The following is an 18733-nucleotide window of genomic DNA, read 5'->3' as shown; positions in this document are numbered from 1 at the left end:
CTGGTTGCGAGCGCCGTCGGGCGGCAGGTGGCGAAAGCGATTCCGGAAATAAAAACGGCGTCCCGCGAACCCAGTCGATGACTGAGTTCGGGGGACGCCGTTGTCCTGACCTGTGCTGCGGCGAGTACTTTGTGTTGCACTCGCAGCGGATCCACGTTGATCCGATGGCAAGCCTTAATGCAAGGCCTGTGCCAATTGCACGGAATGGCCCGAAAGACGCCGTGGCGCGGGGCTTCGAGGCAAATGGCACGCGCGTGCGGCGCCCCCGGCGCGCGACGCGTTTCGATGCAGCGAAGCACACGCATGGTGCGACGCAGCACTGTGTACGTGCGCAATCGGGGCACGCATGCGGTGCGTCGACGCCAGTTCTTTCGGTGGGAGCCGAGACCCGGCAAGGCATTGAACGCACCGTCGCGATGTATGGCGTGATCTTTGCGTAAGAGTGAACAAGTCAACGTGGCAACGCAGCCACCATGACCTGCAGTACGAACGAATACCGGACGAAGCACAATGTTGTGATTCGTCCCACTCGAAGTCGAATACCGATACACCAGGTAGCAAACGGACAACGGCGTCCCCTCGTGACCATCACGAGCGGACGCCGTTTTTTATTTGGCTCCGGCAATTCAACTGCCGTTAGCCGACCCACAAGCGAAGGACACCGCGATGAACACGAACACCGGCAAGGTCACCTTATTGAGCGCAGGCCCGGGCGACCTCGATCTGCTCACGCTGAAAGCCGCAAAAGCGTTGGCGGCGGCCGACGTCGTGTTGCTGGACGACCTCGCGAATCCGGAGATCGTGACGCTGGCGCCGCAGGCGCGGGTGATTCGCGTCGGCAAGCGCGGCGGCTGCCGCTCCACGCCGCAAGCGTTTATCGAACGCCTGATGCGGCGCTACGCGCTCAAGGGCTTGCATGTGGTGCGGGTCAAGGGCGGCGAAGCGCTGCTATTCGGCCGGGCCGGTGAAGAACTCGCGGCACTGCGCGACGCCGACATTTCGGTCGAGATCGTCAACGGCATTTCGTCGGGATTCGCGGCCGCCGCGGGACTGGGCATTTCGCTCACGCATCGCCGCCACTGCCACGGCGTTACTTTTGTTACCGCGCATACGGAGGATCACGGCGAGCCGGACTGGGCCGCATTGGCGGCGACCCGCACCACGTTAGCCATCTATATGGGGATGCGGCGCATCGAGAGCATCGCGACCGCGTTGCTCGCGAGCCTGCCGGCCGACACCCCGGCAGCCGTCGTTCAGTGGGCGGGGGGCAGCAACGAGCGGCGCCTCGTGAGCCGTCTCGATCGCCTCGCGGTCGATGCGACGAGCGCGAGTTTCGGTAGTCCGGCGGTGATTCTGGTGGGCAGCGCGATCGGCGAGAGCGTTGAGTGCGCGAGGGCTGCGGATCAGGCACGGCGCGATGAAACAGTGGCCATGCAGATCGACAAGCTGATCGGGCGAGAGTTCGTTGCACAGGCGGCGTAAAAGCGCTCAGGCGCAGAGATTACCGAAATAACTGCGGTCGCAAAGAATGCTCAGTACGGCAATATGGCTGCGCAGGTTGTAGATTCGCGCCGGGCAACCTTCGCTATAAAACGCGGTTCTGTGAAAACTGTCTCTACGCGGCCTGAAAACAAACTCTCCTGAAGATGAATTCTCTCAGGACTTCAAATTGCTCACTAACAAGAATGGACGGAAAGGAATAGACGGACACACAGAACACACACTGGGGAAAATCGGATGGGCCATCAACGAGCCACACGCCTTCTGATCGCAGACGACGACGCGAATCTGCTGGCCGCTTACGTACTCTTTTTCAGCGCACATGGTTTCGACATCAGGACCGCGCGCAACGGCCTCGACGCGCTGGCGCAATACTGCGCCTGGCATCCGGAGGCCGCGTTGCTGGACGTCGAAATGCCGCGCCTTGACGGGCGCGCGGTCGCGCGGCGAATCCGCTACGTGGGCGACGTGCCCGCGCCCATGCTGGTGGCGGTTACCGGGCTCGAGCGCGACGAGGAAAAGAGCGAGTCGCTGCGTTCGGGCTTCAATCATCACTTCGTCAAACCGGTGCCCATGCCGGTCATTCTTGCCGCGTTGAACGGGCGGATCCGCCATTAAGACCGAGACCGGCGGCTTTCGCGTCGTTGCGCCGGCAACGTTGCGCTGGACATTTTGACCGGCCTCTTCCCGCGTTTGCCGATGTTGCCGACCTCGCCGACCTGGCAGACGTACTGGCCACCCACCGCCGTCAGTCGCCGAAACCCAGTTCCGCCTCCACCGACTGCCCCACGCGCAGCCACTGCCCAGCCCCGCGTGCGACAAGCGCGTTGTTGCCGAACGTGATCGCCCCGTTTCGCTGCGGATTCGCGCGATAGACACTCATCGTGTCGGTCGGCTCGTTCGGCCAGTCCGGATCGGGCGCGCCTTTGGCCTGGTCGATGGTGGGCATCGGACAGCGCGAGCACGGCTTCACCAGTTGCAATTGCACGTTCTCACCCGCCTCCCCGTCGATGCTCAGCGTCTCCACGTAATCCTCTTCGTACGCGTCGAGCCCCGTCAGCACGACATTGGGGCGGAACCGGTTGATCGGAATCGCCGGTGCGCCCTTGCCGCTCAGGCGCGTGTTCAGATCGTCGAGCGACGCCTGACCGATCACCAGCAGCGGAAAACCATCGGCGAAGTGCGTGGTCGCGCCGCCCACGCTATCCGTATAGTCCGGATCGACAATGCGCTCCCGCTCGGGATCGAAGCGCAGCAGCCGTGCGGGCACGCCAAGAAACGTCGAGAACCATGCCGCGCTTGCCGCGCCGGTGTCGAGTCCATAAGCGGCATCGCGCCAGACCTGCGTTTGCACCGCGCTCGGCGCTTCGAGCCGCGCGCTGTCCAGCGGCGTGCGCAATTCGCTCATGCCCGGCGCGCGAATCACGAGATCTTCGGCGCCGATTTCGGCCTGGATCAGCGCCATGCGCGGATACGCGCGCTGCGTGAGCATGGCGCCGGCCGGGTCGGTGACGATCCAGCAGCGGTCGTATTCGAGGCCGGTGGCGAACAGACGCGCCTCATGCAACGCAATGCCCGCGCAGGATTTGATCGGATAGACAAAAAGCTCGCTGATGGTCGCCATGGAGTGGGGGCACGTGGGGAGCGTGCGAATTGTTGTGTTTAAGTCGCGATTGTAAAGCCCTCTACTCCCATCCTTCCAGCCGTAATGTCGCCCGCACGAGCCGCTGCTCTTCCTGTTCGATCTATCAACTGCTCGGCAACGAACTCGACGGCCCGCGCGGGCGCATCTATCTGATCAAGCAGATGCTGGAGGAAGAGCCGGTCACGCAGAAAACCCAATTGCACCTCGACCGGTGCCTGAGCTGCCGCAATTGCGAAACCACCTGCCCGTCCGGCGTCACCTATCACGCGCTGCTCGATATCGGCCGTGCCGAGCTGGAGCGGCGCATCGAGCGGCCCTTGTCGGAACGCTTGCTGCGCGAGGGTTTGCGCCGCGCGATCCCGCATTCGGCGGTATTCGGCGCGCTGCTGAAGACCGGCCGCGCGATGCGGCCGTTTCTTCCGGCCGCGCTTGGACGTAAAATCGCGAGGCAAAGCGTTCGGCCAAATGCTGGGACAAACCCAAGGCCGGCGCCGCCGCATCCGCGCACAATGCTGATGCTGGAGGGCTGCGTGCAACCCGCGCTGTCACCGAACACCAACGCGGCCGCTCGGTCAGCTGCAAGCAAGCTTGCCAGGGCAGACTCAGCAAAGAAACGCGTTTCGCTGCCCCTGCACGTTGCAGCATGCGCAGAAGCCGGGCGGCGCGGTCGAGTCGATCCTGCAACAACTCGGCTTCGATCTCACCGCCGTGCCCGACGCCTATCTGTGTTGCGGCTCGGCAGGCACGTATTCGATTACCCAGCCCGAGCTTGCGCAAAGGTTACGCAAAGGTTAGGCAACAACCGGCTCGACGCGCTGGAAAGCGGCAAGCCGGAGCTGATCGTCACGGCCAATATAGGCTGCCAGATGCATCTGGACGGCGCCGGGCGCACTCCGGTGCGCCACTGGATAGAACTTGTAGAAGCATCGTTACCATAAACGAACCAGGAAATTCATTATGCTGAGCAAACCTGTGCTGACCCTTGCCGAAACGACCCGCATTCTCGAAGCCGCCCGCGCGGAAGCCGAGCAGAACAAGTGGGCCGTCGCCATCGTGGTGGTCGACGACGGCGGCCATCCGCTCGGAATGCTGCGCCTCGACGGCAGCGCGCCGGCCAGTTCGTATATCGCGACCGAAAAGGCCCGCACTTCGGCGATCGGACGGCGTGAAACCAAGGTATATGAAGACATGATCAACAACGGCCGCACCGCATTCCTGAGCGCGCCGCTGCAAGGCACGCTGGAAGGCGGCGTGCCGGTGATCGTCGACGGCCAGGTGGTCGGCGCGGTCGGCGTGTCCGGCGTCAAGTCGGATCAGGACGCGCAGATCGCCAAGGCCGGGATTCAGGCTATCGCCGCTTAAACTCGCGTGCCGCTCGAAGCGGCGGCGATCATCATAAGAAGCTAAACCGTTGCACAACGCGGGCCGATGCCCCCTCATCGGCCCCATTCAGATAGATGGAGCAGTCGATGACTCAGATGAACCCGCGCGGCGGACTGCAAGTCGCCGCCAACCTCGACCAGTTCGTCGAAACCGAAGCCCTGCCCGGCACCGGAATCGACAGCGCTGAATTCTGGTCGGGCTTCGACGCCCTCGTGCATGAGCTGGCGCCCAAGAACCGTGCGTTGCTCGCCGAGCGCGACCGCTTGCAAACCGAGCTGGACAACTGGCATCGCGCCAATCCGGGTCCGGTGCGCGATCTGCGTGCGTACCGCGCATTTCTGGAGGGCATTGGCTATATCGTGCCCGTGCCTGCCAGCGTCAAAGCCACGACCGACCACGTGGACACCGAAATCGCCGAACAGGCCGGCCCGCAACTGGTGGTGCCGCTGTCGAACCAGCGCTATGCGCTGAACGCGGCGAACGCGCGCTGGGGCAGCCTGTACGACGCGCTGTACGGCACCGACGCAATCCCCGAGAGCAACGGCGCCGACAAGCAGAAGGCCTTCAACCCGGTGCGCGGCGCCGCGGTGATCGCCTATGCGCGCAAGTTTCTCGATCAGGCCGCACCGCTCGCGAACGGCTCGCATGCCGACGCGACCCACTATGGCGTGGAAGGCGGCAAGCTGATCGTCACGCTGAAGACCGGCAAGAGCGAACTGAAGACGCCGGCGCAATTCATCGGCTATCAGGGTGAAGAAAGCGCGCCGTCCGCCGTGCTGCTCAAGCACAACGGCCTGCACTTCGAAATCCAGATCGATGTGAACGACTCGATCGGCAAGACCGATTCGGCGCATGTGAAGGACGTGGTGGTCGAAGCGGCGGTGAGCACGATCATCGACTGTGAAGACTCGGTCGCGGCCGTGGATGCGGACGACAAGGTCCAGCTCTACCGCAACTGGCTCGGCCTGATGAACGGCGATCTCGCCGAAGAGGTCACGAAAAACGGCAAGACCTTCACGCGCCGGCTGAACGCCGACCGCGTCTACACCGCCGCGAATGGCACGGCGCCGGTCGTGCTGCATGGCCGTTCGTTGCTGTTCATCCGCAACGTCGGTCATTTGATGACCAATCCGGCGGTGCTGACGAAAGACGGCCACGAGATTCCGGAAGGCATTCTCGACGCCGTGATCACCACGCTGTGCGCGTTGCACGACCGCAAGCACAAGCTGAATTCGCGCACCGGCTCGATCTATATCGTCAAGCCGAAGATGCACGGCCCGGCCGAAGTCGCCTTCGCGAGCGAGTTGTTCGCGCGCGTGGAAGACCTGCTGAAGCTGCCGCGCAACACGATCAAGATGGGCATCATGGACGAGGAGCGCCGCACCAGCGTGAACCTGCTCGCCTGTATCGCCGAAGCATCGGAGCGTGTCGCGTTCATCAACACGGGTTTCCTCGACCGTACCGGCGACGAGATGCACACGGCCATGGAAGCCGGTCCGATGCTGCGCAAGGGCGACATGAAGTCGAGCGCCTGGATCGCCGCTTACGAGCGCAGCAACGTGCTGGTCGGTTTGAGCGCGGGCCTGCGCGGCCGCTCGCAGATCGGCAAGGGCATGTGGGCGATGCCTGATCTGATGCACGCCATGCTCGAACAGAAAATTGCGCATCCGAAGGCCGGCGCGAACACCGCATGGGTGCCCTCGCCGACCGCCGCGACGCTGCACGCGTTGCATTACCACCAGATCGACGTGCAAGCGGTGCAGCAGGAACTGGAACGCACGGACTACGCGAAGGTGCGCGACGAACTGCTCGACGACTTGCTGACGATTCCGGTCGTCGCCGAGGCAAAGTGGAGCGACGACGAGATCCGCAGCGAGATCGACAACAACGCACAGGGCATTCTCGGCTACGTGGTGCGCTGGATCGATCAGGGCGTGGGCTGCTCGAAGGTGCCGGACATTCACAACGTCGGCCTGATGGAAGACCGTGCCACGCTGCGCATTTCCAGCCAGCATATCGCCAACTGGCTGTATCACGGCGTGGTGAAACGCGAACTGGTTGAAGAGACGTTCAAGCGCATGGCGAAGGTGGTCGACGAGCAGAACGCGGGCGACCCGCACTACAAGCCGATGGCGCCGGGCTTCGACACGATCGCTTTCAAGGCCGCGCAAGCGCTGGTGTTCGAAGGACGCCAGCAGCCGAGCGGCTACACGGAACCGTTGCTGCACAAGTTCCGGCTGGAAGTGAAGAAAGAAGCCTGAGGACGGGCTTGCCGGGCCGCGCGTGAAGCGTGGGCCGGCTGAAAGAAAGACGGGCGCCGCGTGGTTAGCGGCGCCCGTTTTAATGTGCGCGATACTGCTGCGCGTTGCTTCTGCGTGATGAGTTTCGCGGGAGTTTCGCGAGCGCATGGCGCTCTCGAACGAGCGCGGCGCGCATCAGCCGCCTGCGCTAGCCACGGCGGCCTTCAAAGTGGATCAAGCCGCTTCCGCCGTATATTGCGCCGGCACGCCGTCCTGCATATTGGTCTGCATATACGCCTGCAAATAAGCCTCGAATTCCGCCTTCACTTCCGGATGACGCAGCGCGAATTCCACCGTCGCCTTCAGATACCCAAGCTTGCTGCCGCAATCAAAACGCGTGCCGAAATAGCGATAAGCCAGCACCTGCTCTTCGGTCAGCAGCGATTGCACTGCATCGGTCAATTGCAGCTCACCGCCCGCACCCGGCTTCAACGCGCGAATATGTTTGAAGATGGTGGGCATCAGCACATAACGGCCCACCACGCCGAGATTCGACGGCGCCTTGTCCGGCGCCGGCTTCTCGACGATGCCCGACAGCTTGATCACGTTGTCTTCCCACTCGCGGCCATCCACCACGCCGTACGAGCGGCTGTCTTCACGCGCGATGGTTTCGACGCCGATCACCGAGCTGTGATAGTGATTGAATGTATCGACCAGCTGGCTCATGACCGGCTTCGAGCTGTGTAGCAGGTCGTCCGCCAGAATCACCGCGAACGGGCTGTCGCCCACCAGTTTTTCGGCGCACAGCACCGCGTGGCCAAGACCGAGCGCTTCGGCCTGACGCACATAGAAACAGTCGACATTAGCCGGCTTGATGCTGCGCACCAGGTCGAGCAGTTTCTGCTTGTTACGCGCCTCGAGTTCAGCCTCGATCTCGTAGGACTTGTCGAAATGATCTTCGATGGCGCGCTTGCTGCGGCCCGTCACGAAGATCATCTCGGTGATGCCGGCGGCAATCGCTTCTTCGACCGCGTATTGAATCAGCGGCTTGTCGACGATCGGCAGCATTTCCTTAGGACTTGCCTTGGTAGCCGGCAGGAATCGTGTCCCGAGGCCCGCTACGGGAAACACGGCTTTGGTGACTTTCAGCATGGTAGGCATTCCCACATCGGTTAGAAATTAGTGTGTTCGCGGGCCAGGCGGCCAATCGATTTCGCCGGAAAGGCTAGCAAAAAATGACGTCAGTGCCCACGTGAAATTTCCTCAATCAGAATAAATAAAACCATTCAATTTCGATATGCAGCGTGGCGATAAGCAACAATTACATATGGAAAATCGATTTATTTTTCGCAGATCCAGAAATTTCTACATATCCTGACAACTGGCCTACGGATGCGTGAGGCGCGCCGGCATACGGGCCGTTCGCGCCCGCCAGACGCCTCGCGCGCCGCGTTATTCGTTGTCGTCGAGCTGGGGCAGCTTGCCCGGATTCATGCGAAAACGGCGGATCGGCTCGTTGCGCAGCGCCTCCCGATAGGCGGAGGCGGCGACAAGGATCAGCAGCACGGCAATGCCGGCGAGTAAATGCAGGTTCATGACTTCACCTCGGGTCAAGAGAATCCGTCACTCAAATTAGCACGACAAAAGCGGTAAATAATTCGCCGCTACATCCGGATATATGCAATTACAATTCGTCACAAAATTGCCGTCTAATTCAATTCAGCACGCAATTTTTTTATCGATTTTTTGCCTGCGCCGTGCACTAGCATGTCATGCACCGTGGACGCGTACGGCGTCCGCGCGAACCCGCTTTTTCCTCCGTCAGAATAAGGACCGCGCATGAGCGACTCTGCACTGGATGCCGCCGGCTCATCCCTGCCCCTCTCCCCGCCCCGCACGAGCGCCGCGTCGCGCGCGCACAGCGAAGCACGCGCGAACAGCGCCGGCAAGGAGCATGTCATCGACGCGATGCGAGGCTTCGCCGCCTTGCTGGTGGCCTATTTTCATTGCCGCCAGGTCGAATGGGTGGGCATGCAGGCGTTTCACCAGAGCGTGGGCCACGCCTTCAGCCTGAATGCGATCGCCGCGTATCTGACCTTCCCGATTGCGTGGGGCTCGGCGGGGGTGCCGATTTTCTTCGTGATCAGCGGCTATTGCATTCACCGCGGCGGCGCGCTGCGGCTCGCCGGCAATCCCGACTACCGGCTCGATACGGGCAATTTCTGGGTGCGCCGCTTTGCGCGCATTTATCCCGTGCTGCTCGCGGCGCTCGTGCTGACCTTCGCGCTCGACTGGTTCAGCCTGCAATTGCCGCCCGTCAATCACAAGATCCGCGAGATCGGCCTGCAGGCCTTCCTCGTCAACCTGTTCTCGCTGCAGGGCGTGGCCGGTCACACATTCGGCTCGAACGGCGCGCTCTGGACGCTATCGCTCGAAGTGCAGTTCTACGCGATCTATCCGCTGCTGTTCGCGCTGCGCCGGCGCATCGGCATGACCTCCGTGCTGGCGATCGTCGCGGTGATCAACGTGGTGTCGGCCTACGTGCTGGAGCGTCACGACATTCAGTTCTTCACGTCCTATTGGTTTTCATGGACGCTCGGCGCGTGGATCGCCGACACCCGCGCGCGCAGCGCGCCGCACGCCCGCTCGCCGGTGTGGCTCTACGCGCTCGCCGCCGGTTTCGTCGCGCTCGGTTGCGCGGCGTTCCATTTCGGTCAGTACGGTGCATTCCAGTTGTGGGCGATCGGCTTCGCGTTCTACCTGTACAAGGCGCTCGACCGCGGCAACGCGGACCGCAGCCCCGGAGCCGGCGTGCGCCTGCTATCGCGGTTCGGCGATTTCAGCTTCTCGCTGTATCTGATCCATCTGCCGATCTTCGTACTGCTGTCGTCGCTGCTGTTCCGCTCGTCGCTGCAAATGTCGATCTGGCCGTCGTTCGCCTACATGCTGGTGGCTGTGCCCGCCGCATACATGTTCTACCGGCTGGTCGAGCTGGCGGCCATGAAGTGGTCGGCCAGTTTCAAGCCGAAAGCGGCGCGAAAACAGGGCTGAACGAGAGCAACCAGCCCGCGCGATAAAAAAACGGAGCGAACGTCCTTGGACTTTCGCTCCGCTGCGCAAACGGCAGGGACTGGCCGAGCCCCTGCCTACCCCGCGTTGAACTTGCTTAAGCCGTTCTGGAGGCCGCCACGCGCTTCAGGATCTGCTCGACGCCTTCCACATAGGTTGCGGTGCCGAACCGGCCCAGCGCCGTCTGATATCCGTTCCGAACCAGCCTGTTACGCAGTTCGTCGTTCGAGCGCAATTCGGCGAGCGTGTCGGCGAGGCCGTGCGCATCCCCCGGCGTGCACAGCACGCCGTTCTCGTAGTCGTCGATGATCTCCAGCACGCCGCCCGCGCGCGCGGCCACCACCGGCCGCTGCGCCAGCATCCCTTCGACGATCACGCGGCCGAACGGCTCCGGCGTGATCGACGTGTGGACCACCGCGTCGACCGCGCACATGCAAGCCGCGATGTCGTGCTGGAAGCCGAGAAAATGCACGCGCTCGCCGAGGTTGTGCGCGGCGACGAATGCGTGCAATTCAATCTCGTACTGATCCTCGCCGAACAACGGCGCACCCACCAGCACCGCATGCATCTGCGGATTGAGGACCATCGCTTCGAGCAGCACGTGCTGTCCTTTCCAGCGCGCGAGACGGCTGAACGAGCCGACCAGAAACGCGTCCTGCGGCAGGCCGAGGCGCTGGCGCAGCGCCGCTTGCGGCACCGTGCGCAACGCGTCGAACGGCGCGGCGGAAATGCCGTTGAACACCACGTCGATGCGTTTTTCGTCGAACTGCGTGAGCTCGGCGAACGCGCGCGCCGAGGCGGCCGAATTGGCGATCACATGGGTGAGGCCAAGACGCGCGCACCATTTGATGATCGCCAGTTGCTTGCCGCCGAAATGCTCGGGGCTCACGATATCGCGCAGATGCCAGACCACCGGGCGCCGCGCCAGTTTGCCGGCGAGCGCACCGATCACCATGGCGCGCTGGGTGTTCGCGTAGATCACGTCGGACTTGCGCGCGCGTTTGGCCGTGGCGCGCACGAGCGACATCAGGCCCTTGAGCGCTTGCCCCTTCGGCAATGAACCGCCCTGCTTGCGCACATGGCGCAGCGCGCCCGCATCGAGCACCTCGACCGCTACGCCGGCTTTGGCCAGCGCGGTGCGGAACGGGCCGTCGTCGAACAGCACGACTTCGATGCGCGAGCGCAATGCCTTGACGATCTCCAGCAGCGACAACTCGGCGCCGCCCAGCACGCCGCTTTGATCGACGGCCAGAATGCGCGGCCCGTTAGCTGCGGTCTCAGCCTTATGCGGCACGTAGGGCGGCAGTGTCGCCGTGCGCAGCGCGGGCACCGACGCGCGCACATGCGCGAAGAAACGCTCGCGGAAATGCGCGGCCGAAAACTGCTCGGCGTTCGCGCGGCAATCCAGTGGCGAAAAACGCTTCACGTGGTCGTCGAAACGTTCGACCGCGGCGATGATCGACTCGGCATTCTGTTCGTCGAAAAACATGCCGGTGGGCCGTGACTCGGACAGATCGCGCACGGTTTCGAGCGCACCGCCCTTGCCGTAAGCGATCACCGGCGTGCCGCAGGCTTGCGCCTCGACCACCGAAATGCCGAAGTCTTCTTCCGCGGCGAACACGAAAGCCTTCGCGCGGCTCATCCGGTCCTTGAGGACCTTGAACGGCTGGTAGCCCATGATCTCGACGTTGGGCCCCGCTTTCGCGCGGATCTTCTGCATTTCGGGACCGTCGCCGATCACGACGAGCTTGCGCTGCGGCATGCGCGCGAACGCTTCGACGATCAGATCGATCTTCTTGTACGGCACCATCCGCGACGCGGTCAGATAGAAGTCGTCCTTGTCCGCGCACAGCGTGAATGCTTCGACATCGACCGGCGGAAAAATCACTCGCGCGTCACGCTGATAGACCTTCTTGATACGCCGCGCGATGAAGTCGGAATTGGCCACGAAGCCATCCACCGAATTCGAAGTGCGGATATCCCAGTTGCGGATGTAATGCAGAATCAGCCGCGCCATGGCCGACTTCAGGCCGGCGGTCAGCCTGGACTGCTTGAGGTACTGATGCTGCAAATCCCACGCGTAGCGGATCGGCGAATGCACGTAGCTGATATGCACCTGATCGGGTCCGGTCAGAATGCCCTTGGCGACCGCGTGGCTGCTCGAAATCACCACGTCGTAGGCCGACACGTCGAGTTGCTCGATCGCGAGCGGCATAAGCGGCAGATACGAGCGGTACTTGGTGCGCGCGAGCGGCAGCTTCTGGATGAACGACGTGGTGACGGTTTTGCCGCGCAGAAAGCTGCGATCGTCGAGAAAATCGACGAGGCTGAACAGGTCCGCGTCCGGAAAGCACGCAACGATCTGTTCGAGCACCTTCTCGGCCCCCGCATACGTGACGAGCCAGTCATGCACGATCGCAACGCGCACCGTTTTATCGCCACGGAATGGGGTGCGGCGCGGCGGCGCCTGAACACCGGGAACGGTGGTGAGTTCGGCCAGTGCGCTGCGCGTCGCGGGTTGCAGCACGGCTTCTTCAAGGACTTCGTGGTTCATGCGCTTTTCCTCGGATTCAGTCGCAACAGCAGTGAACGCGCAAGATCGCGCAAGGCAGGGGTCATCGTGATCGACCAGGCGACATTCGCGCCGACCATCAATACGCCGGCGACAATCGCCGCCGCGAGACCCGGCAGGAAGCTGGCAAGCCACAGGCTCGCCAGCAGGAAAGCAAGGTGGGCGAGCATGTCGAGCGCGATCTGCCGCGCGTGAATCGCCGACAGGCGCAGCAGCACCGCGTAGTCGAACAGCGCCCGGCCGGCCACGGCCACTGCCGCGCCCGTCAGACCGAAATGGGTGATGCCGAACCACAACGCGCCTGCAAACAGGGGCAATTCGAACAGACCGACGCGCGCGGCGGTGGCCGGATTGACCTGTGACTGGATCAGAATCCGCGTCACATTGGCCTGCCCGACGAGCCACACGGCAACGATCATGATGCGGCCCACGGGCGCCGCCACGGTGGCGATTTCATTGCCCACCCACAGATGCAGGAAAGGTTCGAGCACCAGCATCGCGACCAGCGCGACGGGCGTGAACACACCGTTGAGAAACTCCAGCGACTGCCGGGTGATGGTGTCGGCGTCGGCGCGGCCGACTGCGGAGAGCCGCGGAAACAGCGTGCGCACCAGCGCCGTCGGCACGATGTTCAGACGCGTGACGAGGTTTTGCGGCACCGTGTAATACGTAACGAAACGCGCGCCGAGGCTCGTGCCGAGCATCACCCGGTCGAGCGAGTCGGCGATCATGGTGGTGACGCTCGCAATCAGCATCCAGCCGCCGAAATTGAACAGCCCTTTCGCCACGCCGAATTGCGGCGGCAGAACGCGGCGAATCTCCAGCACTTTCAGCGCGGAACGGCCCAGCAGAAGCGCGGCCAGGATCCGCGCGAACACCGCGGCGGCGAGCACGTTCTGCAAGGTCGCGCCCATCCACAGTGCGGCGCCGAGCGGCAGCAACTGGAACAGGAACGTGCCGATGGTCTGATTGGTGTTGTAGACGCCGAAGCGTTCCGCGCCGTTGATCGCACCCGCGAACACCCACGACACGTTGGCAATCGGAATCGCCACCGCGAGCCACGGCAGCGCCATATACACCTCGTGCTGCAACTCGGGCGAGACCTTGGTGAAATACGCGGTGTAGAGAAACGCGCCGAAGTAGATGATCAATCCACCTATCACGCCGGTCGCGAGATTGAGCCATGTCGCGCTCCAGAACACGCGTGCGCTCTCTTCCTTGTCGCCGGATGCGCGTGCCTTCGAGATGTGATTCTGCGCGGCCATGCTCATGCCGAGATCGAGAATCCCGAAGTAGCCGATCAGCGTCCACACGAGACTGATCACGCCGTAGCGCTCGACACCGAGCAGCTTGATATACGACGGCACGGTCACGAGCGAGACGAAAGTCGGCAGCACCAATCCGAAGAAATTGATCGCTACGTTCTTGAGAATGCCTTTGTCCATCGGATGCCTTGGGGTTGACTACGTTTGCCTGCGTGCTGCCTGGGTCTTTCCTGGGTCTTTCCTGGGTCTTTCCTGTGTGTTGCCTCGCTATGCGAATGAAGCGTTCACGCCTCGCTCATCAAGGTTTCCAGCGGTACATCATCACTTTGCCGCGCGCGTCTTCCTCGACGAACACGAGGTATTCGCCATTGGCGCGCCTGGAAGCGCTGATGCCGTTCGGCACATCGACCCAGCCCGACGCGCGGCCCACTTCCGGGCCCGGCCGGATCACGCCGATCTCCTTGCCGCTGTCCTTGTCCCACACGTGCACCGCGCCGACCGGCTCGACGCCGAAGATGTATTGCCCCTCGACCGTCAGGCCGATGATGGTGGCGATGGGTTTGCTCTGCGTCTGCCACGGCAGCGTGACTGCATAGCGCTGCACCGGATTGCCGCTCGACCATTTGTCGTAGCGCACCAGCACGCGGCCCACTTCTTTCCAGAAGCCGCGATCGACCGGCGTGTCGGCCGTGTAGCCCGTCACATACATGGCGTCGGTGTCCGGGTCGTAGATCGCGCGGTGCAGTTCAGTGAACGGTTGCGGCACCGGGTACTGCGTCATGTTCGAGTACGCGTAGACCGGATTGCCCTTCGCATCCAGCCCGCCGAAACGGAAGCGATAAATGCCCTTGGTATCGCGCGTGCGCCAGATGTCGCCGGCGGTATCGACCCACCAGCCCCAGCCGCCCGCGAGCTTCGTGCCGGACGTATTGAGCGTGAATTCGTCGGTGTTGAACTTGCCGTCGCCATTCGCATCGCGCCAGATCCAGTCGCCGCCGGGCGGCGCATTCGGCACCTTGGCCACGGCGCGCTCACGTCCCGCGATGAAGCCCGAGGGAATCGCCGTCTCGCCGTCATGCTGCGGATCGAAGCGATAGATCTTCAGATGGTCGGCATACATGTCCGTGAGATACAGAAACGTGCGGCCCTTCAATTTGCGGGCGATCGGCAGGCCCGGGTACTGATCGGTGTGAAACACCGGGTCGTCCGGATACTTGAAGCGGTTCGATAGAAAACCCGCGTATTTCCAGTCCTGTCCGGCCGGCTTCGACAGATCGAGTTCGAAGCGTTTGTTGCCGGTATAGACGCTGTCCGGACGCGACGGATCGATCCATGCGCCGTCGACGAACAGCAGCCCCTGCACCTGCCAGTTCTGCTTTCCGTCCGGCGCATAGCTTTCGAGCGTGGCGCCGAGTCCCGCGCCGATCGGGGCATAGCGCGGACCAATGCCGTTGGTCGACACATACACGTTGCCGCGCGCATCCACGCCCACGCCGGTCAGTCCGTTGAAACGCTGCGGGCCCGGCTTGCCGGCGACGCCGCTAAAAATGCCGCCGCGCTCGCCGAGCGAGCCCGACTCCGCGTAGCGGCCGTTATTCCTGCTGAAATACAGCACCTGTTGACGCGGACCGTTGTCCGCGATCAGGATGCGGCCTTGCGCATCGACCGCGATATCCACCGCAATCGTGCCGGCAGGCAGCGTGAAATTTTCGTCGATGCGTTTGCCCGCCGCCGTGTAGTGCTCGACGTGCGGTGCAGCGTCGTTGCGCGTGCCGCTCAAGAGCCACAGCGTGCCGTCCGGCGCCAGCGCGAGTCGGCCCGGCTCGTGCACGCTCCAGGTGGTTTTCTGCTGCATCGATTCCGCGTCGTACACCTCGATACGATCGCGCGCCGTGTTGGCCGCGTACAGCGTGGTGTCGCTCGCCGCGAGGCCGCCGATTTCGGCGCTCGTGTCGGTCGGCACTTCGTTCATCATCAGGAAACCCGCCGCCAGTTGCGCATGCGGGTCGGCGCTTTTCGCTGCGGGCTGGAACGGGGCGGCGCGTTTCGGATCGGCGATCTGCCGGCGCGAAATGCCGAACCATTGCTTGCCCTTCTCCGGCCACACGCCCTGCTCGACCAGCCGGCCCTTCTCGTTGCCGACCGCGATCGCGACGAACGCATATTTGCGATTCACCGCAACCGCGCTGCCGCCGCTGTTGCCCCAGCCATGCGTGCCCCCTGCGAAGCCGAGCATCTTGCCGTTCTGATAGACGCTCGCCTCAGCGCCGCTTTCGTCCCAGGGCGCGTTCGTATAGACCTTGCCGTCCGGCGTCACCGCGATGGCGGTGATGTTGATCTGCGCCCAGGTGCCATCGCCGAAACCAAATGTGTTGCCAATCCATGACGTCTTCGCGTTCAACGCGGTTTCCGCATGAACCGCGAAACTGACCGATTGCGCAGTCAGTCCAGCGGCGCATGCGAACACGGCGAGCCAGCTTTTGAACGTGAAACGGGGCAAGGTATTTCCTCCAATCAACGCTGCGCCGCGCGCGCCGCAACTTGGCTCGCGCGCGGATCGCGGGTGCACAACCCAGTGAAATGACGGTACGAATCGCGGTCGATCTCGTGATGCAAGTCGCCAGAAGCCATGCAAGGACATGAGACAGATTCGTGCGCGGACAGGACTCAGGCAGGGCATCGACAAGAACAGTTGCCGCGTGCCTGATGCGCCGGCAAAGAGGCAAAGCGCGAAGCCCACGCGCCGTCCTTGGCCGCCCAATCCGCACGGCTCACATTACGCGGAAAAAACACCGCGACGAAAATCGAAAATAATTCAAAAATATTCTGCGCTTTAAGCGTTGTGAAAGAATTCAATTTAAAAATCGATTAAAAACAGATCGACTGCGGCGCATATCGCCGTACGCGCCTTTGCGGCATCCTTACCGATCTTCCGCGCGGCGATCCGCATTTATTACACGGCTGCTCATCCATTCGATACAAGCATAAAAATCCATTGCGAATGGACAACGAAACACCCTGTTGCAATCTGATTCATTTATCCAATTCATTCCCGTTTTTTCACGATTTTCTTTTCCCTAGAATCAATTGCACTTCCGTTGCGACGCGAAGCGAGCGCGCCTGTTCTCCGCAACCCTCGCGCGATCCTTCGCCCGGCCCATCTGCTTCACACCATGGACGGTTCATGACTGCCAGCGCACTGCCCTTAGCGCCCTCCCACTCCCGCCGCATCGTGCAGCTCGACGGCTTGCGCGCCATCGCCGTGCTCGCCGTGTTCGCGCAGCACGCGTTGAAGGCGCCGCTGTGGATGGGTGTCGATCTGTTCTTTGTTCTGAGCGGGTTTCTGATTACCGGCATCCTGCTCGAACGCAAGGCGCGTGGGCAGTCGTATTTCGGCTATTTCTACGCGCGCCGGGCGCGCCGCATCCTGCCGCCCTACGTGCTGCTGATGGTGGTGTCGTCGATTCTGTTCGGCTTCGGCTGGGCGCAGCACTGGCAGTGGTACGCATTCTTCGCGACCAATATCGGCGACGCGCTCAACCAGAGCGGTCACGACAGCCTGAATGTGCTGTGGTCGCTCGCTGTCGAAGAGCAGTTCTATATTTTCTGGCCATTCGTGATCCTGCTTGTGCCCGAGCGCGTGCTCGGCTACGTGGCGGCCGCGTTGATCCTGCTCGTGCCCGTGCTGCGCGCGGTGGCCACGCCCTGGTTCGATTCGTTCTGGCCGATCTACTACCTCACGCCGTTCCGGATGGATCTGCTCGCGGCCGGCGCGTTGCTGGCGGTCGCCGTACGGCGTGACCGCAATGCGCTCGAGCCGTTCAAGGGGCTCGCAGTGCTGGGAATGATCGCGGCGCTCGCGGTGCTGGCGTGGCTGCACCTGCACTTTCCGCGTTTTCGCGCGGCTAACACGCCGCTCTCGAATGCAGGGCTCTATAGCGTTTCGTTGGTGCTTTGTACTTCCGTCGTGGTCATCGCCCTGCAAAGCAAGGGCATCGTCAAACGGCTGCTGTGCAATCCCGTGCTCGTCTATATCGGCACCATCAGCTACACGATCTATCTGATTCACCTGAGCGTGCTGTACGCGCTGTGGCCGCTGCATCTGAACCGCTATGTGACCGCCGCGCTCGCGCTAGCGATCACGCTCGTCTACGCCACCTTCACCTGGTTCGCATTCGAGAAGCGCCTGATTTTCGGCTCGGCGGGCAACGCGCATGCCCCGCTAAAAGCGCAGACATCGACGCAAACGCATCCCCAACCGCATACGCAAGCCGCGCCGGGCGGCGGCGTCAGCACGGCGCCGCAAGCGCCGCAAAGCCGCGCATGAAGCGCCGCGCATGGCTCGTTGCAAGCGTATGGGCGAGCGCGACGATGCTCGGATCGGCCGCGCTCGCCACGACGCCGGGCCCGCGAACGCAAGTGCTGATCGAGGCCTACGGCGATTCGACCACGCTCGGCATTACCTGCAGCGACGGCCATTGCGGCCCGCAGGCGCAAAACGCGGTGACGTATCTACAGGACGAATTGCAGGCGCATCACGGCGGCCAGGTGCGCGTCACGAACTACGGCGTGGGCAACACGATGGCGATGCAACTGCGCGACGGCACGGGCAATCGCCGGGCCGGGCCGACGGCCGGTCTGCCGTGGCAGGAGCGGCTCGCCGCTTCGCCCGCGCAGATCGTGCTGATCAACTACGGCATCAACGAAGTCATGCAGAACCAGACGCCCGAGCAGTTCTACACGGCCGAGACGGCGCTCGTAACGACCGCTCGCGCGCTCGGCAAACAGCCGGTTCTGCAGACCGCGAACCCGATGCCGGACAACCGGCTCAACGCGCGGCTCGCCACGATGGTCGCGATGACGCGCCGGGTGGCCACCGAGCAGCAGGTGCCGCTCGTCGATCAGTTCGCCTACATCAGCAGTTTGCCGGACTGGAAGACGTTGATGTCCGACGGCGCGCATCCCAGGCCGGGGTTGTACCGGCTGAAGGCCGAACAGGATTTTCAGGTCGTCGAACCGTTGGTGCGGCGGCTGCTGGACGGCACGCCGTGAAGCGCTT

General features: G+C 62.9%; 13 protein-coding genes and 1 pseudogene. 8 read left to right on the top strand and 6 right to left on the bottom strand.

Annotation, left to right across the window (positions count from 1 at the left end):
- Positions 1–666 precede the first annotated feature (666 nt).
- A complete protein-coding gene (gene cobA / locus P0D71_RS24050) occupies positions 667–1482 on the top strand; it encodes a uroporphyrinogen-III C-methyltransferase (RefSeq protein ID WP_408303496.1) in 816 nt (271 codons plus the stop codon).
- A 255-nt stretch (positions 1483–1737) separates the two neighbouring features.
- The gene (locus P0D71_RS24045) at positions 1738–2118 is read left to right on the top strand and encodes a response regulator (protein WP_408303497.1); all 381 of its coding nucleotides are present in this window, start codon (positions 1738–1740) and stop codon (positions 2116–2118) included.
- A gap of 130 nt (positions 2119–2248) precedes the next feature.
- Here the strand turns inward: P0D71_RS24045 and P0D71_RS24040 are convergent, their stop codons facing one another.
- Complete coding sequence (locus P0D71_RS24040) at positions 2249–3124, bottom strand: MOSC domain-containing protein (RefSeq protein ID WP_408482458.1); 876 nt, start codon at positions 3122–3124, stop codon at positions 2249–2251.
- Between the two features lie 107 nt (positions 3125–3231).
- Between P0D71_RS24040 and P0D71_RS24035 the strand changes: the two are divergent.
- The 3 genes and pseudogenes from P0D71_RS24035 to P0D71_RS24025 all read left to right on the top strand — a co-directional run.
- Positions 3232–4083: pseudogene (locus tag P0D71_RS24035) on the top strand (heterodisulfide reductase-related iron-sulfur binding cluster); the annotation flags it as partial.
- Positions 4084–4102: 19 nt separating this feature from the next.
- Positions 4103–4507: a heme-binding protein gene (locus P0D71_RS24030; RefSeq protein ID WP_091794256.1), complete on the top strand. Its 405-nt coding sequence runs from the start codon at positions 4103–4105 to the stop codon at positions 4505–4507.
- Between the two features lie 107 nt (positions 4508–4614).
- Entirely contained in the window at positions 4615–6789 is a 2175-nt protein-coding gene (locus tag P0D71_RS24025) for a malate synthase G (protein WP_408482456.1), read from the top strand.
- A 213-nt stretch (positions 6790–7002) separates the two neighbouring features.
- Here P0D71_RS24025 and galU read toward each other — a convergent pair whose 3' ends face one another.
- Entirely contained in the window at positions 7003–7920 is a 918-nt protein-coding gene (galU, locus tag P0D71_RS24020) for a UTP--glucose-1-phosphate uridylyltransferase GalU (protein WP_091794260.1), read from the bottom strand.
- Between the two features lie 300 nt (positions 7921–8220).
- Positions 8221–8364 carry a hypothetical protein gene (locus P0D71_RS24015; RefSeq protein WP_007181947.1) on the bottom strand — a complete coding sequence of 48 codons (144 nt, stop codon included), beginning with the start codon at positions 8362–8364 and terminating at the stop codon, positions 8221–8223.
- Between the two features lie 243 nt (positions 8365–8607).
- Here P0D71_RS24015 and P0D71_RS24010 point away from each other — a divergent pair, with 243 nt between their 5' ends.
- On the top strand, positions 8608–9819 hold the full coding sequence (locus P0D71_RS24010; protein WP_408482453.1) for an acyltransferase family protein: 1212 nt from the start codon (positions 8608–8610) through the stop codon (positions 9817–9819).
- 115 nt (positions 9820–9934) lie between these two features.
- Here the strand turns inward: P0D71_RS24010 and P0D71_RS24005 are convergent, their stop codons facing one another.
- The 3 genes from P0D71_RS24005 to P0D71_RS23995 form a co-directional block, all read right to left on the bottom strand.
- Positions 9935–12391 (bottom strand): glycosyltransferase family 4 protein, encoded by a 2457-nt coding sequence (locus tag P0D71_RS24005; protein WP_408482451.1) that lies wholly within the window; start codon positions 12389–12391, stop codon positions 9935–9937.
- The gene (locus P0D71_RS24000) at positions 12388–13854 is read right to left on the bottom strand and encodes a flippase (RefSeq protein WP_091794267.1); all 1467 of its coding nucleotides are present in this window, start codon (positions 13852–13854) and stop codon (positions 12388–12390) included. Before P0D71_RS24000 ends, P0D71_RS24005 begins: the two co-directional genes overlap by 4 nt.
- Before the next feature lie 118 nt (positions 13855–13972).
- Complete coding sequence (locus P0D71_RS23995) at positions 13973–16174, bottom strand: NHL repeat-containing protein (RefSeq protein WP_408482450.1); 2202 nt, start codon at positions 16172–16174, stop codon at positions 13973–13975.
- A 684-nt stretch (positions 16175–16858) separates the two neighbouring features.
- On the opposite strand from P0D71_RS23995, the gene P0D71_RS23990 reads away from it, so the two are divergent.
- Positions 16859–18001, top strand: coding sequence for an acyltransferase family protein (locus P0D71_RS23990; protein ID WP_408482448.1), 1143 nt, complete (start codon positions 16859–16861; stop codon positions 17999–18001).
- Entirely contained in the window at positions 17998–18726 is a 729-nt protein-coding gene (locus P0D71_RS23985) for an SGNH/GDSL hydrolase family protein (RefSeq protein ID WP_408482446.1), read from the top strand. Before P0D71_RS23990 ends, P0D71_RS23985 begins: the two co-directional genes overlap by 4 nt.
- Positions 18727–18733 lie beyond the last annotated feature (7 nt).

This window comes from Paraburkholderia sp. RL17-383-BIF-A (genome assembly GCF_046028015.1).
Classification (GTDB): Bacteria; Pseudomonadota; Gammaproteobacteria; order Burkholderiales; family Burkholderiaceae; genus Paraburkholderia.
Note: the sequence above shows the minus strand (reverse complement) of the source record. Positions and strands in the feature narration are given on the sequence as shown.